This window comes from Streptomyces sp. TN58 (assembly GCF_001941845.1).
Taxonomy (GTDB): domain Bacteria; phylum Actinomycetota; class Actinomycetes; order Streptomycetales; family Streptomycetaceae; genus Streptomyces.
The window spans coordinates 7,227,123-7,247,537 of record NZ_CP018870.1 but is presented as its reverse complement, the minus strand read 5'-3'; the positions used below and the strand labels follow the sequence as shown (position 1 = coordinate 7,247,537).

Annotated in this window: 20 protein-coding genes; 8 read left to right on the top strand and 12 right to left on the bottom strand. The window is 72.8% G+C overall.

All coding sequences use genetic code 11. The annotated features are described in order from the left end of the window. Positions 1-37 precede the first annotated feature (37 nt). The 5 genes from BSL84_RS32870 to BSL84_RS32850 all read right to left on the bottom strand — a co-directional run bounded on the left by BSL84_RS32870 (position 38) and on the right by BSL84_RS32850 (position 7,675). Entirely contained in the window at positions 38-520 is a 483-nt protein-coding gene (locus BSL84_RS32870; RefSeq protein ID WP_045321370.1) for a hypothetical protein, read from the bottom strand. 251 nt (positions 521-771) lie between these two features. Then, positions 772-2,094 carry a M1 family metallopeptidase gene (locus BSL84_RS32865; protein WP_075971844.1) on the bottom strand — a complete coding sequence of 441 codons (1,323 nt, stop codon included), beginning with the start codon at positions 2,092-2,094 and terminating at the stop codon, positions 772-774. A gap of 125 nt (positions 2,095-2,219) precedes the next feature. Further along, positions 2,220-6,167 carry a Pls/PosA family non-ribosomal peptide synthetase gene (locus tag BSL84_RS32860; protein WP_075971843.1) on the bottom strand — a complete coding sequence of 1,316 codons (3,948 nt, stop codon included), beginning with the start codon at positions 6,165-6,167 and terminating at the stop codon, positions 2,220-2,222. A gap of 284 nt (positions 6,168-6,451) precedes the next feature. After that, positions 6,452-6,934 (bottom strand): DUF6328 family protein, encoded by a 483-nt coding sequence (locus tag BSL84_RS32855; protein WP_030036608.1) that lies wholly within the window; start codon positions 6,932-6,934, stop codon positions 6,452-6,454. Positions 6,935-6,994: 60 nt separating this feature from the next. Then, the gene (locus tag BSL84_RS32850; RefSeq protein ID WP_030036607.1) at positions 6,995-7,675 is read right to left on the bottom strand and encodes an HAD family hydrolase; all 681 of its coding nucleotides are present in this window, start codon (positions 7,673-7,675) and stop codon (positions 6,995-6,997) included. Positions 7,676-7,878: 203 nt separating this feature from the next. On the opposite strand from BSL84_RS32850, the gene BSL84_RS32845 reads away from it, so the two are divergent. The 4 genes from BSL84_RS32845 to BSL84_RS32830 all read left to right on the top strand — a co-directional run bounded on the left by BSL84_RS32845 (position 7,879) and on the right by BSL84_RS32830 (position 10,534). Further along, positions 7,879-8,526: a nucleotidyltransferase family protein gene (locus BSL84_RS32845; protein WP_037666203.1), complete on the top strand. Its 648-nt coding sequence runs from the start codon at positions 7,879-7,881 to the stop codon at positions 8,524-8,526. Further along, positions 8,523-8,777 (top strand): hypothetical protein, encoded by a 255-nt coding sequence (locus tag BSL84_RS32840; RefSeq protein ID WP_030036604.1) that lies wholly within the window; start codon positions 8,523-8,525, stop codon positions 8,775-8,777. Before BSL84_RS32845 ends, BSL84_RS32840 begins: the two co-directional genes overlap by 4 nt. Next, the gene (locus BSL84_RS32835) at positions 8,774-9,505 is read left to right on the top strand and encodes a metallophosphoesterase family protein (protein ID WP_030036602.1); all 732 of its coding nucleotides are present in this window, start codon (positions 8,774-8,776) and stop codon (positions 9,503-9,505) included. Before BSL84_RS32840 ends, BSL84_RS32835 begins: the two co-directional genes overlap by 4 nt. Before the next feature lie 105 nt (positions 9,506-9,610). After that, positions 9,611-10,534: a SigB/SigF/SigG family RNA polymerase sigma factor gene (locus BSL84_RS32830; RefSeq protein WP_075971842.1), complete on the top strand. Its 924-nt coding sequence runs from the start codon at positions 9,611-9,613 to the stop codon at positions 10,532-10,534. A 53-nt stretch (positions 10,535-10,587) separates the two neighbouring features. Here the strand turns inward: BSL84_RS32830 and BSL84_RS32825 are convergent, their stop codons facing one another. From BSL84_RS32825 to BSL84_RS32815, 3 genes are all read right to left on the bottom strand, one after another. Then, positions 10,588-11,031 (bottom strand): ATP-binding protein, encoded by a 444-nt coding sequence (locus tag BSL84_RS32825; RefSeq protein WP_030036600.1) that lies wholly within the window; start codon positions 11,029-11,031, stop codon positions 10,588-10,590. Between the two features lie 14 nt (positions 11,032-11,045). Beyond that, positions 11,046-11,414, bottom strand: a complete 369-nt coding sequence (locus BSL84_RS32820) for an STAS domain-containing protein (RefSeq protein WP_030036599.1) — start codon at positions 11,412-11,414, stop codon at positions 11,046-11,048. Between the two features lie 177 nt (positions 11,415-11,591). Further along, positions 11,592-12,002: a Fur family transcriptional regulator gene (locus BSL84_RS32815; protein ID WP_030036598.1), complete on the bottom strand. Its 411-nt coding sequence runs from the start codon at positions 12,000-12,002 to the stop codon at positions 11,592-11,594. Between the two features lie 321 nt (positions 12,003-12,323). Between BSL84_RS32815 and katG the strand changes: the two genes are divergently transcribed. The 3 genes from katG to BSL84_RS32800 all read left to right on the top strand — a co-directional run bounded on the left by katG (position 12,324) and on the right by BSL84_RS32800 (position 16,678). Next, the gene (gene katG / locus BSL84_RS32810; protein ID WP_075971841.1) at positions 12,324-14,540 is read left to right on the top strand and encodes a catalase/peroxidase HPI; all 2,217 of its coding nucleotides are present in this window, start codon (positions 12,324-12,326) and stop codon (positions 14,538-14,540) included. A 256-nt stretch (positions 14,541-14,796) separates the two neighbouring features. Next, a complete protein-coding gene (locus BSL84_RS32805) occupies positions 14,797-15,504 on the top strand; it encodes a tRNA-dependent cyclodipeptide synthase (protein WP_075971840.1) in 708 nt (235 codons plus the stop codon). After that, positions 15,494-16,678, top strand: coding sequence for a cytochrome P450 (locus tag BSL84_RS32800; protein WP_030036595.1), 1,185 nt, complete (start codon positions 15,494-15,496; stop codon positions 16,676-16,678). The genes BSL84_RS32805 and BSL84_RS32800 overlap by 11 nt, the downstream gene beginning before the upstream one ends. Positions 16,679-16,852: 174 nt before the next feature. On the opposite strand, the gene BSL84_RS32795 is transcribed toward BSL84_RS32800, so the two are convergent. Continuing rightward, positions 16,853-17,686 carry an alpha/beta fold hydrolase gene (locus BSL84_RS32795; RefSeq protein ID WP_030036593.1) on the bottom strand — a complete coding sequence of 278 codons (834 nt, stop codon included), beginning with the start codon at positions 17,684-17,686 and terminating at the stop codon, positions 16,853-16,855. A 77-nt stretch (positions 17,687-17,763) separates the two neighbouring features. Between BSL84_RS32795 and BSL84_RS32790 the strand changes: the two genes are divergently transcribed. Beyond that, on the top strand, positions 17,764-18,393 hold the full coding sequence (locus BSL84_RS32790) for a sigma-70 family RNA polymerase sigma factor (protein ID WP_234363595.1): 630 nt from the start codon (positions 17,764-17,766) through the stop codon (positions 18,391-18,393). Between the two features lie 42 nt (positions 18,394-18,435). On the opposite strand, the gene BSL84_RS32785 is transcribed toward BSL84_RS32790, so the two are convergent. The 3 genes from BSL84_RS32785 to BSL84_RS32775 all read right to left on the bottom strand — a co-directional run bounded on the left by BSL84_RS32785 (position 18,436) and on the right by BSL84_RS32775 (position 20,405). Further along, positions 18,436-19,341 (bottom strand): aminoglycoside phosphotransferase family protein, encoded by a 906-nt coding sequence (locus tag BSL84_RS32785; protein ID WP_234363594.1) that lies wholly within the window; start codon positions 19,339-19,341, stop codon positions 18,436-18,438. 86 nt (positions 19,342-19,427) lie between these two features. Further along, the gene (locus BSL84_RS32780) at positions 19,428-19,826 is read right to left on the bottom strand and encodes a nuclear transport factor 2 family protein (protein WP_030036587.1); all 399 of its coding nucleotides are present in this window, start codon (positions 19,824-19,826) and stop codon (positions 19,428-19,430) included. A 54-nt stretch (positions 19,827-19,880) separates the two neighbouring features. Then, positions 19,881-20,405: a GNAT family N-acetyltransferase gene (locus BSL84_RS32775; RefSeq protein ID WP_075971838.1), complete on the bottom strand. Its 525-nt coding sequence runs from the start codon at positions 20,403-20,405 to the stop codon at positions 19,881-19,883. Between the last annotated feature and the right edge of the window lie 10 nt (positions 20,406-20,415).

Below are 20,415 nucleotides of genomic sequence, written 5' to 3'. Positions count from 1 at the left end.
GGGTGTCGTCAAAGTAGCGTCGGCCGCCGCGCCCGTGTCAGAAGGCGCGTAGCAGGTACTTGGTGCGGAAGCCGCCGCCGGTCGAGCAGTCGAGGGTGTTCTGCGTACTGGTGTAGGTGAAGCCGGAGGGGACCGTGCACGCCCACAGACCGGTCTTCGGAGTGCGCAGCAGGTACTTGGTGCGGAAGCCGCCGCCGGTGGAGCAGTCGAGCGTGTTCTGGGTGGAGGAGTAGGTGAACCCGTCGGAGACGGTGCAGGCCCACAGTCCGTCGCTGGGCGGCTGGACGAAGTAGTAGGTGCGGAAGCCGCTGCCCCCGCAGTTCAGGGTGTTGGTGGTGGAGGAGAAGGTGTAGCCGGGCGGGACGGTGCAGGACCAGAACCCGGCGGCCTCGGCCGGGGTCTGCCCGGACGGGGAGGCGGACGGCGACGCGGACGCGGTACCGGGGACGAGTGCTGTGGCCAGCATGACGGCCGCACCGCCGCCGGCGAGCAGCAGCGTACGCAGTTTCGATCGGATCACGGGATGCACTCCTGGCTCGTTGTTCACCGGACGGAACCATGCGAGAGATGCGACGGGAGGTGCCGGGATCTGCTCCGGCCCCGGACCTCCGCGGGGCGCGCGCTGAATGCTGGCAGCCGCATAGTCCCCCGGCAAGGGCGGCCCCACCCCCGCCTGCCGACTTCAGGCCGCCCTGGACAAGCCCCTGACCTGCACGATCACCGAGGAGGGGTGGACGGACGGGTGTCCAATGCGTCCGGAAACCACACGGGCTACCCCGGCAGGGGCGGGAGCGGGGCCTCGTACAGCCAGGCCGAGTACAGGTCGTCCAGCGGATCGGCCGTGTAGCGGGCGGCGTGGGCGGTGAACGCGGCGGTGCTCACCACGCCGTGCCGGTGTACGGCGGCCCAGTCGCGCAGCATGCGGAAGAAGGCCTCGTCGCCGAGGGCGCGGCGGATCGCGTGGACGGTGAGACCGCCGCGCTGGTACAGGCGGTCGTCGAACATCAGCTTCCGGCCGGGGTCGACCAGCCGCAGGTCCTGCGGCCGGGCGGTCAGCGACCGGTGCGCGGCGGCCGCCTGCTCGTGTGCGGTGCGGCCGCCGGAGCGCTCCGACCAGAGCCATTCGGCGTATTTCGCGAAGCCCTCGTTGAGCCAGATGTGGCGCCAGTCGGCGATGGTCACGCTGTTGCCGAACCACTGGTGCGCGAGCTCGTGGGCGATCAGGCGCTCCGAGCCGCGGACGCCGTCCACGTGGTTGGCCCCGAAGAGGGAGAGTCCCTGCGCCTCCACCGGCACGTCCAGTTCCTCGTCGGCGACGACCACCGCGTACTCGCCGAAGGGGTAGGGGCCGAAGAGCTCCTCGAAGAGCCGCATCATGGCGGGCTGCCGGGCGAAGTCCCGGGCGAACCGCTGGAGCAGGTGGGCGGGCACGTGGGCGCTCTGGGTCACGCCGCCGGGTCCGGGGTCGCCCAGGAGCACCGTCTGGAACATGCCGATGGCGAGGCCGACCAGGTAGCTGGAGGTCGGCGCGGGCTGCTCGTACACCCAGGTGGTGGTGCTCGCGCGGGTGGTGCGGGTGAGGAGCCGGCCGCCGGCCACGACCGTGTAGGCGGACGGCGTGTTGACGGAGATCTGGTACGAGGCCTTGTCGGCGGGGCGGTCGTTGCAGGGGTACCAGGAGGGGGCGCCGACGGGCTGGCTGGCCACGAGGGCGCCGTCGGTCAGTTCCTCCCAGCCGAGGCCGCCCCAGGGGCTGCGCACCGGCCTGGGGTTGCCCGACCACTGCACGTCGACGGTGAAGGCGGCTCCGGGCGGCAGCGGCTTGGCGGGGCGGATGCGGAGCCTGCCGCCGCGGTGGGTGTACTGCGGCGGCCGCCCGTCGACCAGGACACGGCCGGTCTTGAAGTCGGCCAGGTTCAGGTGGAACTCGGTGAGCGGCGCCCGGCCGGCGATCGCGCTGAGGCGGCCCGTTCCCGCCAGCCGGTTGGGGGCGGGGCGGTAGTCCAGGGCGATCTCGTACCGGTGCACGCGGTAGCGGGCGTCCCCGTTGGCCGGGAAGTACGGGTCCGGTACCGCTGTGGTCTGGCCGCTCACTGCCGCTTCCGCTCCCTGCCCGTGCTCGTACCCGTGCTCCTGCTCGTGCGACGTGCCGGTGTGCCGCCCGTGCCGCCCTCGCCGTACCTGCCGCCGCTCGTGTGCCGGCCGGCGCCGCCGCCTGCTCAGGAGCGCCACGCCTCGATCGGGTTGCCCAGCCAGCGCGTGTCGGCGGGGACGGACTCCCCGGCCATCACGAGGGAGGCGGGGCCCAGGGTGCTGCGTGCCCCGACCGTGCTGCCGGGCAGGACGATTCCACCGGGGCCCAGGGTGGCGCCCTCGCGGAGGACCACAGTATCCGTCCGCAAGATCCGGTCGTGGAAGAGGTGCGTCTGCAGCACACAGCCGCGGTTCACGCTGACCCCGTCGCCGAGGGTGACCAGGTCGGCCTCCGGCAGCCAGTAGCTCTCGCACCACACGCCCCGGCCGATGCGGGCGCCGAGCCCGCGCAGCCACAGGGACATCAGCGGGGTACCGGGCACCGGTCCGGCGGGCCAGGGCACGGCCAGTACCTCGACGAAGGTGTCGGCGAGCTCGTTGCGCCAGACGAAGCCGCTCCACAGCGGGTGCTCGCCCGGCCGGTGCCGGCCGACCAGCAGCCACTTCGCGGTGACCGCCACACAGCACGCGGCCGTTCCGGCGGCCAGGAGTACGGCTCCCGACAGCAGCGCGGCCGACCAGAGGCCCAGGCCGCCGTGGGCGGTCAGCGCGCACAGCGCCGCCGCGCCCAGTACGGCCAGGGCCGCCGAGCAGAAGACGGGGAGGAGTCGGCACAGCTCCACCAGGCCGCGGGCCCACAGCAGGTGCGCGGGCGGGTCGTAGGTCCGGCTGTGGTCGGCGGCGGCCGCGGACCGGGGCAGTTTGACCGGGGGCAGGCCCAGGTAGGAGCTGCCCTTCTTGGCCTTCTTCGGGACGGCGGACAGTACGCCGACCAGCCCGTCGTCCGGCACGGCACGGCCGGGAGCGGCCATGCCGGAGTTGCCGAGGAAGGCCCGGCGGCCGATCGCGGAGTGCCCGATCCGCACCCAGCCGCCGCCCAGTTCGAAGGGGGCGGTGAGGGTGTCGTCGGCGAGGAACGCGCCGTCGCCGACGGTGGTGAGGCTGGGCAGCGCCAGTACGGTGGACACCTCGGCCCCGCGGCCGATCCTCATGCCGAGCAGGCGCAGCCAGACCGGCGTGATCAGCCCGGCGTACAGCGGGAAGAGTGCGCCCCTGGCGAGGTCCATGAGTTGGGTGACCGTCCAGGCCTGCCAGCCGGTCCGGCTGTGCGTCGGATGGCTGCCGGGGTGCAGGCCGAGGCTCAGCAGGCGTACGCCGGCCAGCAGCAGCAGTGCGTAGGCCAGGCCGAAGGCGAGTGTGGCGGGCACCACGGCGACCAGGGCTCCGCGCAGGGCCTCGGCGAGCGTGGCGTCCGCGGGCACGAACCGGGTCAGCACGAGCAGGGCGGGTACGGCGGCGAGGGCGGGCAGCGCCGTGAGGCAGAAGCCGGTGGTTCCGTACATGGCGCGCCAGTGGACCCCGCGGGGCGGGCGTTCACCGGGCCAGTTGTGTTTGGCCCTGCCGAGTTCGACGGCGGGCGCGCCGGCCCAGCGCTGGCCGGTCGGCACGGTCCCGGTGACGGCGGAGCCGGGGGCGACCTCGGCCCGCTTGCCGATCCGCGCGCCCGGGAAGAGCACACTGCGGGTGCCGACCACCGCTCCGGCGCCGATCCTCAGGGGGCCGATCTCCAGCTGGTCGCCGTCCAGCCAGTGGCCGCTGAGGTCGGCCTCGGCCTCCACGGCGCAGCCGCGGCCGAGCTTGAGCATGCCGGTGACGGGAGGCAGTGCGTGCAGGTCCACCTCGGGGCCGACCTTGGCGCCGAGGGCCCGGGCGTAGCGCTCCAGCCAGGATCCGGTCAGGGAGGTCGCGCCCGCGTATTCGGCCAGCCGCTCGGCGGTCCACAGTCTGAGGTGGACGCTGCCGCCGCGCGGGTACCGTCCGGCCTCGACCCCGCGCAGGAGCAGGCGGGCGCCGCCGGCTGCGACGGCGAGGCGGCCCGGCGGGCTGAAGAGCAGGACGGCGCCGGCGGCGACGAGCCACCAGGAGGCGGTCGGCGCCCACGGATACGGCCCGAACCGGTGCAGTACGTTGCCGAGCGCCAGCAGGGCGACCGTCCAGCGCAGGCCGAGCACGGTGAGCAGCGGCAGCAGCAGGAGGCACTGGACGGCTTGGGCGCGGCGGGGGACGGGTGCGACGGGGCGTGCCGCGCCGGCGTCCGGTGCGGACTTCTCCAGGCGGCGGGCCAGCTTGCGGAGGGTGGGCTGCTGGTAGATGTCGAGCACGGCTGCGCTCGGGTAGCGGGTGCGCAGCCGGGTGGTGAGCCGGGCGGCGGCGATGCTGTTGCCGCCGATCGCGAAGAAGTCGTCGGAGGCGCTGGTGACGGCTGTGCCGAGGGTCTCCCGCCACTGTTCGGCGAGCCAGGCCTCGGTGCCGTGGAGCTCTTCGGCGGGTCCGGCGCTCTCCAGGTCGGGAAGCGGCCAGGGCAGCGCGTCGCGGTCCACCTTGCCGGAGGTGCGGGTGGGCAGTTCGGGGACGGGGGCGAGGAGCGGTACGAGCGCGGCGGGCAGCTCGGCTCGCAGGCGTTCGACGGCGGCGGCCCGGTCCCAGCCGTCCTGGGTGACGAGATAGCCGACGAGCAGCTGGTTGCCGCTGCGGGCGGTGCGGACGGCTGCGGCGGCGCCCGCCACGTGCGGCAGTGCCTGGAGGGCGGCGTCGATCTCGCCGAGTTCGATGCGTCGGCCGCCGAGTTTGATCTGCTCGTCGGCGCGGCCTAGGAAGACGAGCCCTTCCGGTTCCGCGCGGACGAGGTCGCCGCTGCGGTAGGCGCGCTGCCAGCCGAGGGATGCGAGGGGGGCGTACTTCTCGGCGTCCTTGCCCGGGTCGAGGTAGCGGGCCAGGCCGACGCCGCCGATGACGAGTTCGCCGCTGCCGCCCATCGGGACCGGCTCTCCGGACCCGTCGACGACGGCGAGTTCCCAGCCGTGCAGCGGGAGGCCGATGCGGACGGGCCCCGTGCCGGTCAGGAGTGCGGCGCAGGCGACGACGGTGGCTTCGGTGGGGCCGTAGGTGTTCCAGACCTCGCGGCCCTCGGTGACCAGCCGCTGGACGAGTTCGGGCGGGCAGGCCTCGCCGCCGAAGACGAGCAGCCGGACCTCACCGAGGGCCTCGGGCTCCCAGAGGGCGGCGAGGGTGGGGACCGTGGAGACCGCGGTGATCTCCTGTTCGACCAGCCAGGGGCCGAGGTCGGCGCCGCTGCGGACCATGCTGCGCGGGACGGGCACGAGGCAGGCTCCGTGGCGCCAGGCCAGCCACATCTCCTCGCAGGAGGCGTCGAAGGCGACGGACAGGCCTGCCATGACCCGGTCGCCGGGTCCGAGGGGTTCCTCGGTGAGGAAGAGCGCGGCTTCGGCGTCGACGAAGGCGGCGGCGCTGCGGTGGGTGACGGCGACGCCCTTCGGCCTGCCGGTGGAGCCGGAGGTGAAGATGATCCACGCGTCGTGGTCGGGGCCGGGACGGGCGGAGCGGTCGCCGCGGGGGGCCGTGTCACTTGTGGTGTCGAGGATGTCGATGCGCCGTCCTGCGCCGACCACCGCCCGCACTCCGGCCTCGCCGAAGACGAGGGCGGCCCGTTCGTCGGGGTCCTCGGCTTCGACGGGTACGTAGGCGGCGCCCGCGGCGAGGACGGCGAGGATCGCCACGTACAGGTCGGCGGTGCCGGAGGGGACGCGTACGCCGACCCGGTCGCCGGCGCCGATCCCGGCGGCGGCGAGGGCGCGGCGGCCGCGGTCGACCTCGGTGGCCAGGGCGCGGTAGGTGAGGCGGGTGGCGCCGTCGTCGAGGGCCGGTTCGTCGGGGTACGCCCGAACGGTGGCTTCGAGGATGTCGACGAGGGTGCGGGGCGGGGCGGCGGGGCCGGTGCGGAAGCGGGCGGCCTTGCCGGTCTCCTCGTACGCCGCCGCTCCCGCGTCCGGGGCGGGGTGGAGGCTGCGGCCGTCGAGAAGTGCGAGTTCAGTGCGGTCGGGTGTGGCTGGCATCGGCCCTCGCGTGTCGTTCCGGCAGTCGGTCCGCTTCGTCGGCCGAGACCTGGTTTCACCCTGTCTGTCACGGTCTGTGGCCGAACAACCCACCAGCTTAGGGGGCTGTCGTCGAAGTAGCGTCGGCCGCCCGTGGCGGAGGAGGGAGTCGACGCGGGAGTCGGCGACCGACGCCAACGCGGCGAGCGTGCGTGCCGGGCACCGCCACCCGGACGGGGCTTTGACGACACCCCCTACGGCTGTCCCGTCGTCCCCGGCGGCTCGGCGCGCGCGGGGTCCTGCGCTCACTCCTTGACCGTGTAGCGGATCCGCGCCCACAGCGGCAGGGCGAACCAGCACAGCAGGTACCAGGCCAGCACCACGGCCACCAGCCACGGCACGACGGCGTTGTGGGTGGCCACCCGCAGGACGAGGAAGAGTGCCGCCGTGCACGTGGCCAGCAGCAGGACGAGGCCGGTGAAGGTCAGGCGCGAGGCCCAGGCCACGGCCTCGGGCTTGATCTGCCGGCCGGAGACGATGCGGTGGAAGGCCACCGGGCCGATGAGTGCGCCGGTCGCCAGGGAGCCGAGGACGACGGTGACGATGTAGATGATCTGGTCCGTCTGGGGGAGCTCGTGGAAGAGGGGGGTGAAGACCACGGTGAGGAGGAAACCGAAGAGGATCTGCACGCCCGTCTGGGCGACGCGGATCTCCTGGATCAGCTCCGTCCACTGCCGGTCGGCGCGCTCCTTCGGGCTCTCGTCCCGTCCTTCGGTGGTGCCGGTCATGTTCTCTCCCTCGTTTCGTACGGTCCGGGGCTCCGGCGCCCGGGTGCCTCGGCCGCGGTCCTACTTCCCACCTTCGCCGGACCCGTCGGCGAAGGGGCTGTCGTCGAGGCCGGCCAGCAGGTCGGCCGGGTGCCGGTAGACCACGCGGGCTCCGGCCTCCTCCAGGTCCCGCCTGGGGATCCCGCCGCTGAGCAGTCCCACGCAGACGACGCCGGCGCGCGTGGCGGCCTTCATGTCCCAGACCGTGTCGCCGACGAACACGGCGTCCCGCGCGGCGGCGCCGGCGAGTCCGAGGGCGTGGTGCACCGGGTCCGGTGCCGGCTTGCCCTCGCTGACGTCGTCGGAGCTGGCGGTCGCGGTGACGGCGTCGTCGGCGCCGATGGCACCTCTGAGCGCGGTGAGCTCGGCCTCGCTCGCGGATGTGACCAGGACGACCCGCCAGCCCCTGCGGTCGAGCTCGCGCAGCAGGTCGGCGGCGCGGTCGAGGCCGGGGAGGCGGTCGAACCAGGTGGCGTACAGGGTGTCGTGGGCGGCGGTGAGCCGCTCGTCCCCGCTCGTGTCGCGGTCCTCCCCCAGCAGGTGGGCGAGGAGGTCCTGGCCCGGCAGGCCGACTGCGCGGTGGATGTCGTGCATCGCCACGTCGTGGCCGGCCTGGCGCAGCGCCTCCCACCAGCACGTGACGTGCAGGTGGTTGGTGTCGGCGAGGGTGCCGTCGACGTCGAACAGAGCGGCGCGGTTCATCTTCCGCCTCCCTACGGGTCGGTGGCCGGGACCGTGCGGGGACGCCGGGGCCCCGCCACGTACGGGCGCCTACCCCCGGCGCCCCCTGTCACTCGTATGGCCTACTGCCGGGGTTTCGCGGGCGCCGGACGGGTTAGGTGCCTGCCGTCAGCGCGCGGATCCCCGGTCCATGCCGGTTCGAAGGAGCGAGGTCTTCTGTGAACATGCCTCCGGCCGACACCTCCGGCGGGGCCCCTCCCCCGGAGGCCCTGAGCCCGCCCACCATCACCGACGGTCAGCTCCCCGAGGACCACACGCAGGCCATCCTGCAGGTGACCAAGCGTGTGGCGGCGCTGCTGAAGCAGTCCGGGCAGCCGTTCGCGCTGGCCGGCAGCGTGGCCGCGTTCGCCCACGGCGTCCCGGCCCGCTTCCAGCACGACACGGACTTCTGCATGCGGCGCGAGGACGCCGACGCGGCGATCAAGGCACTGGAGGACGGTGGCATCGAGATGCGCCGGGCCGCGGAGGACTGGCTGGTCAAGGGCCGTACGGGTGGTGAGGAGATCGACCTGATCTTCGAGCTCGCCCGTCGGCCCGTCAGTACGGAGCTGCTGGAGCGGGCGCCGGTGAAGTCGGTGGACTCGGTGTGGATGCCGGTCCTCGCCCCCACCGACCTGATGGACAGCCTGCTGTCCGCCCTGTCCGAGCACTACTGCGACTTCGGCGACCTGCTGCCGATGGCCCGGATGCTGCGCGAGCAGATCGACTGGGGCCGGCTGGACCGCGTACACCGGGACTCCCCGCTGCCCGACGCCTTCCTGTACCTCCTCGACCGGCTCCGGGTCATCGACCGGGGGAAGGGGACCTCATGACTTCCGTCGAGAACCTCGACTACCGCGTGGCGCACCTGCGCGACCGCCTCGCGCGCGAGGACATCGCCGAGCTGGGCGTTCGGGTGGAGACGCGCGGCGCGTGGGTGATGGTCTGGGGCGTGCTCACCGACGCCGGTTCCCGGGACGCCGTCCTGCGGATCGTCGCGGAGGAACTGGAGGGTGTGCCCTGGCACGAGGACCTGACCGTGCACCGGATCGGGCCGCCCGGCCCGGCGGAGGTGCTGTCGTGATCCGCATCGCGGCCGTCGGGGACATCCACCTCGGACCGGACAGCGCCGGGGCCCTGCGGCCGGCCTTCGACACGCTCGGTGACTGCGCGGACCTGCTGCTGCTCGCCGGCGACCTCACCCGGCACGGGACCCCCGAGGAGGCCCGGGTGGTGGCCGCCGAGGTCGCCGGCCTGCCCGTGCCCGTGGTCGCCGTCCTCGGCAACCACGACTACCAGAGCGACCAGCCCGACCTCGTGGCCCGCGAACTGGCCGAGGAGGGCGTCCGCGTCCTGGAGGGCGACGGCGTCACCTTCGACATCCGCGGCGTCACCGTCGGGATCGCCGGGACGAAGGGTTTCGGCGGGGGTTTCGCGGGCCGCAGCGCCACGGAGTTCGGGGAACCGGAGATGAAGGCCTTCATCAGGTACTCCCGGGCGTGCGCCGACGGGCTCGGCCGCACCCTGCGCGAGCTGGACACCCTGGGCAGCGGAATCCGTGTGGCCCTCACCCACTTCTCGCCGGTTCCGGACACCCTGGCGGGCGAACCGCTGGAGATCTACCCCTTCCTCGGCAGCTACCTGCTGGCGGAGGCCATCGACGAGGCCGGTGCGGACCTCGCGGTCCACGGGCACGCCCACCTCGGCACGGAGCACGGGATGACGGGCGGCGGGGTGCGCGTACGCAACGTCGCCATGCCCGTCATCGACCGCGCATTCGCGGTGTACCACCTCTCCCCGTCGCCGGGCTGAGAGGCGCCGGAAGGGTCAGGGCGCCACGATGGGGTATATACCCGAACAGAACCCACGACGGCCCCGCCGCGCCTCGCGCGGCACCCCGACCCGTCGGAGGAACCCATGACCCCCCTGCCCCGCGACACCGCGGACCCCGTCCATACCGGGCTGACGGTGGACACCGTAGAGATTCCCGAGAACCCCCTGGCCGTCAGTACGGATGACGCCCGCAGCCTGTCCGTGGCGCTCTTCCACCGGCTGCGCTCCCTGGCCGAGGGCACGGCGGAGTACTCCTACGTCCGCAACACGCTGGTGGAGCTGAACCTCAGCCTGGTGAAGTACGCCGCCCGGCGCTTCCGCAACCGCAGCGAACCCTTCGAGGACATCGTCCAGGTCGGCACGATCGGCCTGATCAAAGCCATCAACCGGTACGACGTGGAGCGCGGGGTGGAGTTCGCCACCTTCGCCGTGCCGACGATCACCGGCGAGATGAAGCGCTTCTTCCGGGACACCAGCTGGTCGGTGAAGGTGCCGCGGCGCCTCCAGGAGCTGCGCCTGGACATGGCGAAGTCCTGCGACGCGATGGAACAGGACCTGGGCCGCCGGCCGACCGACCACGAGCTCGCGGAGCACCTCGGCGTCAGCGACGACGCCCTGGCCGAGGGCCGGCAGGCCGCCAACTGCTATGTCGCGGAATCCCTCAGCACCTCCGTGGGCCAGGACTCCGACGGCGGGTCCCTGCCGCGTTCCCTGGGTTCCGAGGAGGAGGCGTACCAGCGCATCGAGGACCTGGAGACCCTCAAGCCGCTCCTCGGCGCGCTCGGTGAGCGCGACCGGCTGGTGCTCCAGCTGCGCTTCGGCGACGAGCTCACCCAGTCGCAGATCGGCGAGCGCCTCGGCATCTCGCAGATGCACGTGTCGAGGCTGCTGAGCCGGATCATGGCGAAGCTGCGGGCCGGGATGCTGGAGGACACCGAAGGCGCCGGGAGCACGGAGACGCGGGACCGGCGACAGCCGCAGGGCCAGGAGGAGGACGGCGCGTACTGAGAGCCCGCTGCCGCCGTCGCGCCTGCGTGGCGGGGTGGCTACGTAGGGGTGGGTCAGAGGACGGGCTGCGGGCCGCGGACGTCCGGGGCCCGCAGCGGCGAGTCGATCTCCGCCCACACGCACTTTCCGTCGGCGAGGGGCAGCGTGCCCCAGCGCCGGGCTATCCGCTCCACGATCAGCAGGCCGTAGCCGCCCGGGCGGGCCGGATCCGGGCGCGAGCGCGGCATGGGGGCGGCCGGGTTGCCGTCGGTGACCTCGACGCGCAGCCGGTCGTCCGTGCACTCCAGCAGCAGCGCATGGGGTCCGCCGGCGTGCAGGCAGGCGTTGGCGACCACTTCGGACACCAGCAGCAGGACGTCCTCGGCGTCGTCGCCGGCGCCCGGCATCCACTTCCAGTCGATCAGAGCGGCACGGGTGAAGTCACGGCAACGGGTGACGACATCGGTCATGCCCGTCAGCAGGAGGCTCCGCGTCCGGTCGAGTGGCCGTGGCTCCATGACGCGTTCCTCCCTCACGCGGGCCGCGGCTCGGCCAGCGCGTGCGCCACGTCGGGGTGTACGGAGAAGATCCCGTCCGCGCCGGTGATGCGGAACATCCGTGCGACGGGCGGGCGCAGCCCCGCCAGTGCGATGCTGCCGCCCTCCTCCCGCAGCGAGAGCCGGCTGTGCAGGAGCACGTTCAGACCCGTGGAGTCGCAGAACCGCAGCCCGGAGAAGTCCAGCAACAGCCTGCGGGCGCCGCCGTCGACGGCCGCGGCGAGTGCCGCGCGCAGGGGCTCGGCCGTGTCGTGGTCCAGCTCTCCGGTCAGGGTGAAGACGAGCACGTCGTCCTCGGACCGCACCTCCACGGCGAATCGCTCACCGTCCGCCGGCGGGGCCATCGGGAACCACCTCTTCCCACTACGCAGGTACGTGAAGCCATCGTCCTGCCACCCTCCGCGCACCGCGACCGGTGATCGGCCGCGCCCGCCGAGGCCGTTCCGGCGTCGCTTCTCCCGGTTCTGCACGGCGCCTACCCCCGTGGGCGGGACGCCAATCCGGGCCTGGCGGCCGCCGCCTCAGGCACAGGCGGGGCACAGTCCCCGGTAGGTGATCTCGGCTCCGGCGACGGTGAACCCGAAGCGTTCGGCGGCGGGGAGCACCGCGAGCGGGTCGCCGTCCGGGTGGACGTCGCGGATGAGGCCGCAACCGGAGCACACCAGATGCTGGTGCGGGTGGTGCGCGTTGGGGTCGTACCGCTTCGCGCGGCCGTCCGTGGTGACCTCCGCGACCTCTCCGAGGGCCACCAGCTCGCCCAGCGCGTTGTAGACGGTGGCCCGGGATATCTCCGGCAGCCGCCGGGCCGCGCGGGCGTGGACCTCGTCGGCGGTCAGGTGCACGTGGTCGCCGTCGAGGACTTCCGCGACCACCCGCCGCTGGGATGTCAGGCGCCAGCCGCGTCCCCGCAGCCGCTCCAGCAGGTCGCTCATCTCGGCTCCCCCCATCAGGTCCGCGGAGCCCCTGCCGCTTCCGGGATCCGATCGAATATGGGCTTGGTACTCATCTTGACTTGGACTGGGTCCATCGTAGGATCGGTTCCGTTGATAACCAAGAGGCAGGGAGACTCCCGAGCGGCGGGAGTACGGGACGGCGGGCGCTCGGCGTCGGCCGGCCGGCGGAGCCGGGTCCGGCGGGCGGGGCCCTGTCCCCGCTGTCGGACCGCATTCGGTCCCGAGCGCCGCGTTCCGAGCACTGCGTTTTCGAGCACTGCGATCTGAGCACCGCGATTCCCCTGGTACGGAAGGATTTCCATGTCTGAGAACCACGACGCGATCGTCACGGACGCCAAGGCGCAGGGCGGGGGTGGCTGTCCCGTCGCGCACGAGCGGGCGGCGCACCCCACCCAGGGCGGCGGAAACCGGCAGTGGTGGCCCGAACGGTTGAACCTGAAGATCCTGGCCAAGAACCCCGCGGTGGCCAACCCGCTCGGCGAGGAGTTCGACTACGCGGCGGCGTTCCAGGCCCTCGACCTGCCCGCGGTGAAGCGGGACATCGCGGAGGTGCTGACGACCTCGCAGGACTGGTGGCCCGCCGACTTCGGCCACTACGGCCCGTTCATGGTCCGCATGGCGTGGCACAGCGCCGGCACCTACCGGATCAGCGACGGACGCGGCGGCGCCGGCGCCGGCCAGCAGCGTTTCGCGCCCCTCAACAGCTGGCCGGACAACGGCAACCTGGACAAGGCCCGCCGCCTGCTGTGGCCGGTCAAGAAGAAGTACGGCCAGAACCTGTCGTGGGCCGACCTGATGATCCTGACCGGCAACGTCGCGCTGGAGCAGATGGGCTTCGAGACCTTCGGCTTCGCCGGCGGCCGCGCCGACGTCTGGGAGCCGGACGAGGACGTGTACTGGGGCCCCGAGACCACTTGGCTCGACGACCGGCGCTACACCGGTGACCGCGAACTGGAGAGCCCGCTCGGCGCCGTCCAGATGGGCCTGATCTACGTCAACCCGGAGGGCCCGAACGGCAACCCGGACCCGGTCGCCGCGGCCCGCGACATCCGCGAGACGTTCCGCCGGATGGCGATGGACGACGAGGAGACGGTGGCCCTGATCGCGGGCGGCCACACCTTCGGCAAGACCCACGGCGCCGGCCCGGCGGACCATGTGGGCGACGACCCCGAGGCCGCCCCGATCGAGGCGCAGGGCCTGGGCTGGGCCAACTCCTTCGGCACCGGCAAGGGCGCCGACACGATCACCAGCGGCCTGGAGGTCACCTGGACCACCACGCCCACCCAGTGGGGCAACGGCTTCTTCAAGAACCTCTTCGAGTACGACTACGAGCTGACGACGAGTCCGGCCGGCGCCCACCAGTGGGTGGCGAAGGACGCGGAGGCGATCATCCCCGACGCCTACGACGCGTCGAAGAAGCACCTTCCGACGATGCTCACCACCGACCTGTCGCTGCGCTTCGACCCGGTCTACGAGCAGATCTCGCGCCGGTTCTACGAGAACCCCGCGGAGTTCGCCGATGCCTTCGCCCGCGCCTGGTTCAAGCTGACCCACCGCGACATGGGTCCGAAGTCGCTCTACCTCGGCCCCGAGGTCCCGGCGGAGACCCTGCTGTGGCAGGACCCGCTGCCCGAGGCCCAGGGCGAGCTCCTGGACGCCGCCGGCATCGCCGCCCTCAAGGAGGCGGTGCTCGCCTCCGGCCTCACCGTCTCCCAGCTGGTCTCCACCGCGTGGGCGTCGGCCTCCACCTTCCGCTGCAGCGACAAGCGCGGCGGCGCCAACGGGGCGCGCGTACGCCTCCAGCCGCAGGCCGGCTGGGAGGTCAACGAGCCCGACGAGCTGGCGCAGGTCCTGCGGGTGCTGGAAGGCGTCCGGTCGGAGTTCAACTCCGGCGGCAAGCAGGTCTCCCTGGCCGACCTGATCGTCCTCGGCGGCGCCGCCGCCGTGGAGAAGGCCGCCCGCGACGCCGGCCACGACATCGCTGTGCCCTTCACCCCGGGCCGGGTGGACGCCACCGAGGAGCACACCGACGCCGAGTCGTTCGCCGCCCTGGAGCCCACCGCCGACGGCTTCCGCAACTACCTCGGCAAGGGCAACCGCCTGCCGGCCGAGTACCTGCTGCTCGACCGGGCGAACCTGCTCGGCCTGAGCGCGCCCGAGCTGACCGTCCTCGTCGGCGGTCTGCGCGTCCTCGGCGCCAACCACGGCGACTCCGCGCACGGCGTCCTCACGGACCGCCCGGGCACGCTGACGAACGACTTCTTCGTCAACCTCCTCGACCTGGGCACGACCTGGACGTCGGCCAACGGGGACGGGAACACCTTCGAGGGCCGTGACGCCGCCACCGGCGAGGTCAGGTGGACCGGCACCCGTGCCGACCTGGTCTTCGGCTCCAACTCCGAGCTGCGGGCGCTGGCCGAGGTCTACGCGAGCGACGACGCGCGGGAGAAGTTCGCCAGGGACTTCGTCGCCGCGTGGGACAAGGTCATGAACGCGGACCGGTTCGACCTCGTCTGACCCCCGGAGTCCGGGCCGGCCCACACGGGCCGGCCCGGACCGTCGCATTCCGGCCCGCGCCGGGGTCGGCTGCCGGTGTCGGGCCGCCCGGCCGGGCAGGGGAAGGATGCCCTGGTCAACTGCTCTGTCCGCCTGGTGAGTTACTACCCAGGAGACATGGAACGTCGCTCAGAGTTCGGGTACCTTCCATCACGTCGCCGCCACACCCGGGGCACAGGGCCCCACGGGACTTGCGGCGCAAAGGACCCGACCCCTGTTGACGACAGCAACCGAAGTCTTCACAGTCCGGCCATACACCCCGCACTGCCAGGTGATCAACGACGAGGGCGATCACGCCGTCATCGGCATCTCGCCGGGCAACAGCTATTTCTCGGCCCAGCGTGTTCTCGACCTCGCCCAGTGGGGCATGCGCAACTTCGCGCAGGTCGACCTCATCTACACCGACATGCATGTCGCGGAGATGTACGAGGCCCTCGGATACGGCGAGGACGAAGCTCGCCGCAAGGCGGTGAAGAACCTGCGCGGTGTCCGCGCCAAGGTCAACAACGCCGCCGCCGAAGCCGACCCCACCGGCCTTCGCCTACGGGCCCGTCCGATGTCGTCCCTCACCGACATCCCGGCGTACCGGACGCTCCACAACCACCTGAACAACCTGCTCGACATCGATCCCGAGTTCCGCGAGACCTGCAACTCCCTTGTCGACGCGTTCCTTTCCTCGAAGGTGCTGGGCGGCAAGACGGCCACCACCCGTCAGCGCGAGGTCTGCCTGGAGTACGTCTGCGCGGAGGCGCCGCTGTTCCTGGACACCCCCGCCATCCTCGGCGTGCCGTCCTCGCTCAACTGCTACCACCAGCTCCTGCCCATGGCGGAACTGCTCTACTCGCGCGGCTCGGGGCTTCGTGCCTCACGCAACCAGGGCCACGCCATCATCACCCCCGCCGAAGGAGACTCCGATGACCGCTGACACCCTCCTCGACTTCCCGTTCTCCGCCCGCGGCGACCGGCTCCCGGCCGAGATCGAGCAGCTTCGGGACGAGCCGGTCAAGCGCGTGCGCACGATAGCCGGCGACGAGGCGTGGCTCGTCTCGTCCCATGCGCTCTGCAAGCAGGTCCTCGAAGACCCGCGGTTCAGCCTGAAGGACACCTCCGCCCCCGGCGTTCCCCGTCAGTACGCGCTGACGATCCCGCCCGAGGTCGTCAACAACATGGGCAACATCACCGGTGCCGGACTGCGCAAGGCCGTGCTCAAGGCGATCAACCCGAAGACGGACAACCTCACCGGCTGGATGCGCGAGCAGGCGGACTCCCTCGTCGAGGGCATCCTGCGCAGCGGTGCGCCGGTCGACCTGCGCGGCGCGTTCACCAACCCGTACGCGGAGAACCTCCACTGCCGCATCCTCGGCATCCCGCAGGCCGACGCCCCGCGGCTGGCCGCCAGCCTGGACATCGCGTTCATGAACTCGGCCTGCCCCGTCACGGGCGCCAAGCTCAACTGGGACCGCGACATGGCCTACATGGTGGAGCGCCTCGACGACCCGGCCACCGTCGGGCTGATGGCCGAACTCGCCGCGCTGCGCGAGGACCCCGACTACGCGCACCTGACGGACGAGATGCTGGCGACCGTCGGCGTCACGCTGTTCGGCGCCGGGGTCATCTCGACCATGGGCTTCCTGACCATGGCGATCGTCTCGCTTCTGCAGAACCCCGACGTGTGGGAGCAGCTGCGCACGTCTCCGGAGAAGATCCCGTCCGCCGTGGACGAGCTCCTGCGCGTCAACCTGTCGATCGCCGACGGCCTGCCCCGGCTCGCGCTGGAGGACGTCACCCTCGGCGACGTCCAGGTCAAGAAGGGCGAGCTGCTGCTCGTCCTGGTCGAGGCGGCCAACACCGACCCGGCCGTGTACTCCGACCCGCACACCTTCGACATCGACCGCGCGAACGCCGGTACGCACCTGTCCTTCGGCGGCGGACCGCACTACTGCCCGGCCACCGCGCTCGGCAAGCGGCACACGGAGATCGCCGTCGAGGTGCTGCTGGAGAAGATGCCCGGCCTGCAGCTGGCGGTGCCGTTCGACCAGCTCGTCTGGCGTACCCGGTTCATGAAGCGCCTGCCGGAGCGGCTCCCCGTCCTGTGGTAGCGGTGTCGGCGCGCGGCGGCGCGCTGACACGCTGAAGACCGCCCCGGCCGGGGGGAATCCGGCCGGGGCCGTCGCCGTGCGTACGGGGGGCGTACGGGCGGCAGCGTGCGGCGGCCGCGGACAGGCCGGGGCTGTGCTCCGCGGCCGGCCGGCGGGGGGCGGCCGCGGGCGGGCTCACCCCAGGAACGCCGCGGTGGCCGCCACGAAGCGGCCCGCGTCGTCGAGCCAGGGGTAGTGGCCCGCACCCGGCTGTACGACGAGTGTGGCGTGGGGGAACAGCTCCGCGCACTCGGCGACCGCCCCGGGCGGGCTGTTCAGGTCGAACTCGCCGGCGAGCAGGAGGGCCGGGGCCCGGAGGGCCGTGAGGCCGGCGCGGGTGGCCTCCGGGTCGAAGGCTCCCTCCGCCCCGAAGCGGGCTACGGCCTCCGGATTGTCCGGGCGGCTAGCGGTGTGGTGCCGCCGCGCCTCGGCGTCCCAACGACCGTAGAAGAAGGGGGCGATGGCGTCGGGGTCGCCTCCGGCGCCGGCGATGATGTCCTCCAGGGCTGCGAACGCCGCCGGAAACCATGGTTCGTGGGCGCGCCGTCGGGCGAGTTCCCTGCGCGTGTCCCCCGTGATCACCGTGCCGACGGCCCGGGTGCCGGGGGTGATCAGGGCGAGCCTGCCGATGCGGTCCGGGTACCGGGCGGCGTACTGCACGGCGGGGTTGGCCCCCGCGGAGTGGGCGAGCAGGTCGATCCGGTCGAGGCCCAGATGCCCGCGCAGGGCTTCGATGTCGTCGACGAGGCGGTCGCTGCGGTAGGACCCGGGGTCCTGCGGGACCGCGGAGCGGCCGGTGCCGCGCAGGTCCAGGACGACCAGGCGGCGGTGGGCGGACAGACCGCCGAGGTCGCCGAGGTAGGCGGAGTCCGCGGGGCCGCCGGGGATGCAGACGACGGGCTCTCCGCTGCCGCGGGCGCGGTAGGCGAGGAGGGTTCCGTCGGGCGCGGTGAACGTGGATGAGGCCATGGCGCGGATCCTGACATCCATAACCTGGTTGTACAACCTGGTTATGAGGACGGGTGTGCCAGGTGTATAACCAGGGTGTGGAACACGCGGACGAAGAAGGCACCGGGGTGCGGCACGAGCCCGGGGCACCGACCGGGGCCCTGACCGAGGAGCAGGCCGCGCGGATGCTCGCCGGAATGAACGAGGTCATCCGCGCCGGCGAGGAGATGCGCCGGCTGCGCACGGAGATGGTCAAACTGTTCGCGGGCTTCGGCTGGACCCAGGACAAGATCGCCCGGATCACGGACATGAGCCAGCCCGCCGTGTCCAAGCAGATCACGCGGCTGACGCCCGGCGAACCGCCGCCGCGCCTCGGACTCTCCCTCGACCAGCCCGACACCGCATGGCTCGAAGGACGCCTGTGGGCGCTGGCGGAGGAGGTCTCCGAGGCGCTGGACACAGCACGCTGCACGCGCTTCGTCAGCGCCCTCGCCAGGGGGCGGAGGCGGTTCACACCGGAGAGCTCGCAGGAGCTGCGGCGCCTCCTGGAAGAGGATCTGCGGCTGGGCGCCGCGGAGCTGCCCGCCGCCTTCCGCGCCGCGTACGACGAGATCAGCCGCGGTCTCGACGCCGGCCCGAAGGCGGCCGCCGCCGGGTCGGCGCCGGCGTCGGTACGCCGGGCCGTCGCCCGCCAGCTCCAGCGCGACCGTCTCAGGGGCGACGCCTGACAGCCAAGGCGACGCCTGGCGGCCGGTGGCCGCCCCTGCCCGTCACCTCTCGGCCAGGACCTCCCGGATCACGTGCCGGGCGTTGCGCGCCATCGCCGGATTGGTCCTGCGGTAGTAGGGCAGCGCGATCACGGCCTGCGAGAGCGTGCGTCCCCGGCCGCGGATCCAGGTCGCGTCGTCCACGCCGAGCGCTTCGCGGAACACCTCCCTCGCGGCGGCGGGCAGCAGGTTCCACGCCGGGAACAGGTCGCAGGCCGGGTCCCCCAACCCCGTGCACCCGAAGTCGATGACCGCGGTCAGCCGCCCGCCCTCCACCAGGACGTTGCCGGGCATCAGGTCGCCGTGCAGCCACACCGGCGGCCCGTCCCACTCCGGGACCCGCAGCGCGTCCTGCCACACGGCCTCCACGGCATCGCAGTCGACGCCCTCCTCCGGTATCAGCCGCAGCGCCCCGATCGCCTCCCGGGTCGGTGCGTCGAGCGAGGCGAGCGGCCCGCCGCGGTGCGCCTGCGGCGCCCCGGTCAGGGTGATGCCCCGCATCGCCACGACGAAGGCCGCCAGGTCCCGGGCCAGGGCCTGGGCGACGGACCCGCCCAGCGTGCCCGCCTGCGGGTTCTCCCCCGGCAGCCACCCGCAGACCGACCACCGCCACGGATAGCCCTGCGCGGGCTCGCCGTCCCCCAGCACCTGTGGGACGGCCGTCGGCAGGCGGGGAGCGAGGCGGGGCAGCCAGTGCCGCTCCGTCAGCACGTCCCCTGCCCCGCCCTCGTACAGCGGCAGCCGTACGGACAGGTCCTCGCCGAGCCGGAACATGGCGTTGACCGTGCCGCCGGACGGGAACCGCTCCACGCTCATACCCGCCCACTGCGGGAACTGCCCGGCCAGCAGCCGCCGTACGAGGCCTTCGTCGACGGGGTGCTGTCCGGGGTGCATCTGTCCTGTGCTCACGGCAGCCATCCGACCCGGCGGGAACGGCCGGGGTCAACCGGTTTCCGGACCGGCCGGGGCTCCGCCGGGTGCCTCCGGCGGCCCGCTCAGGGCCGGTCGTACCAGGAGAAGGCCGCGATCCGCCAGCCCTCGGCGGTGCGGACGAACTGGATGGTCTTGGTACCGACGCCCTCGAAGGGTTCGCCGTCCAGAACCCCCGCCTTGCGGTACTCGCCGAACCGCGAGGCGATGTCGCCCGCGATCTCGGTGCGTTCGGAGGTCTCCCACTCGCTGAACTCCACCAGCCGTCCCCCGGACAGCAGTTCACGGCGGGGTTCGATGAACTCGTCCACGGTGTAGACGGTGAACCGCGGACCGGTCATGACGATCACCGCGCCGGGCAGGGCGAGCTTGCGGATCCGGGCCACGTCGGCGGTCCTGCCGCCCCGGTTGTCGAACGACCCGAAGAACTCGGCGGTCACCATGTCGATCTCGGCCTTGGACATGGACGCGACACTAATTCGCCGGGCCCCCCGTCCGCAATCGCCCGGGCGGAACGGTCAGAGAGTGATCCAGTAGCGCCGCTTGGGGCCGATCAGGGTCTCGCGCACGTCCTCCAGTACGCCTCCGCACCGCTCGATGGTGCGCACGGACCCCTCGTTGCCGGGGTCGCAGGTCAGCAGGACGCGGTCCATGCCCATCAGGCGCGCCTCGTGGAGGACCGCGGACAGGGCCCAGGTGGCGAGGCCGCGCCTGCGGGCCGAGGGCCGGATGCCGTAGCCGATGTGGCCGCCGGCGTCGAGGAGGAAGCCGTTGAGGTAGTGGCGCAGGTCTATGGCGCCCAGGTAGGTGTCGCCCTCGGCTATCCACCAGTACGTCGCGTGGACGCGGCCGTGGTCGACCGGTAGCGAGCGGTCCCCGTACCGGCGGAGCCTCTGCGTCCAGGCGGCGAAGCCCTGCGGGCTCGCGACGTCGTCGTCGGCGCCGAGCCCGGCGCCGTCCAGGTGGGCCTCGGGCCCCCACTCCTCCTGCGCGGCGGTCCAGGATCCGTGCAGGCGGGGGGTGGGGGCGATGAGCTCGGGCATGCCTGGGACC

What these genes read in the sequence shown, in the direction of transcription:
- BSL84_RS32855 (WP_030036608.1), bottom strand. Translation starts at nt 6,934, where the DNA reads ATGACCGGCACCACCGAAGGACGGGACGAGAGCCCGAAGGAGCGCGCC.
- BSL84_RS32795 (WP_030036593.1), bottom strand. Translation starts at nt 17,686, where the DNA reads ATGGCCTCATCCACGTTCACCGCGCCCGACGGAACCCTCCTCGCCTAC.
- BSL84_RS32820 (WP_030036599.1), bottom strand. Translation starts at nt 11,414, where the DNA reads ATGGCCCCGCCGGCGGACGGTGAGCGATTCGCCGTGGAGGTGCGGTCC.
- katG (WP_075971841.1), top strand. Translation starts at nt 12,324, where the DNA reads ATGTCTGAGAACCACGACGCGATCGTCACGGACGCCAAGGCGCAGGGC.
- BSL84_RS32840 (WP_030036604.1), top strand. Translation starts at nt 8,523, where the DNA reads ATGACTTCCGTCGAGAACCTCGACTACCGCGTGGCGCACCTGCGCGAC.
- BSL84_RS32775 (WP_075971838.1), bottom strand. Translation starts at nt 20,405, where the DNA reads ATGCCCGAGCTCATCGCCCCCACCCCCCGCCTGCACGGATCCTGGACC.
- BSL84_RS32845 (WP_037666203.1), top strand. Translation starts at nt 7,879, where the DNA reads ATGCCTCCGGCCGACACCTCCGGCGGGGCCCCTCCCCCGGAGGCCCTG.
- BSL84_RS32780 (WP_030036587.1), bottom strand. Translation starts at nt 19,826, where the DNA reads ATGTCCAAGGCCGAGATCGACATGGTGACCGCCGAGTTCTTCGGGTCG.
- BSL84_RS32830 (WP_075971842.1), top strand. Translation starts at nt 9,611, where the DNA reads ATGACCCCCCTGCCCCGCGACACCGCGGACCCCGTCCATACCGGGCTG.
- BSL84_RS32815 (WP_030036598.1), bottom strand. Translation starts at nt 12,002, where the DNA reads ATGAGCGACCTGCTGGAGCGGCTGCGGGGACGCGGCTGGCGCCTGACA.
- BSL84_RS32860 (WP_075971843.1), bottom strand. Translation starts at nt 6,167, where the DNA reads ATGCCAGCCACACCCGACCGCACTGAACTCGCACTTCTCGACGGCCGC.
- BSL84_RS32800 (WP_030036595.1), top strand. Translation starts at nt 15,494, where the DNA reads ATGACCGCTGACACCCTCCTCGACTTCCCGTTCTCCGCCCGCGGCGAC.
- BSL84_RS32825 (WP_030036600.1), bottom strand. Translation starts at nt 11,031, where the DNA reads ATGGAGCCACGGCCACTCGACCGGACGCGGAGCCTCCTGCTGACGGGC.
- BSL84_RS32850 (WP_030036607.1), bottom strand. Translation starts at nt 7,675, where the DNA reads ATGAACCGCGCCGCTCTGTTCGACGTCGACGGCACCCTCGCCGACACC.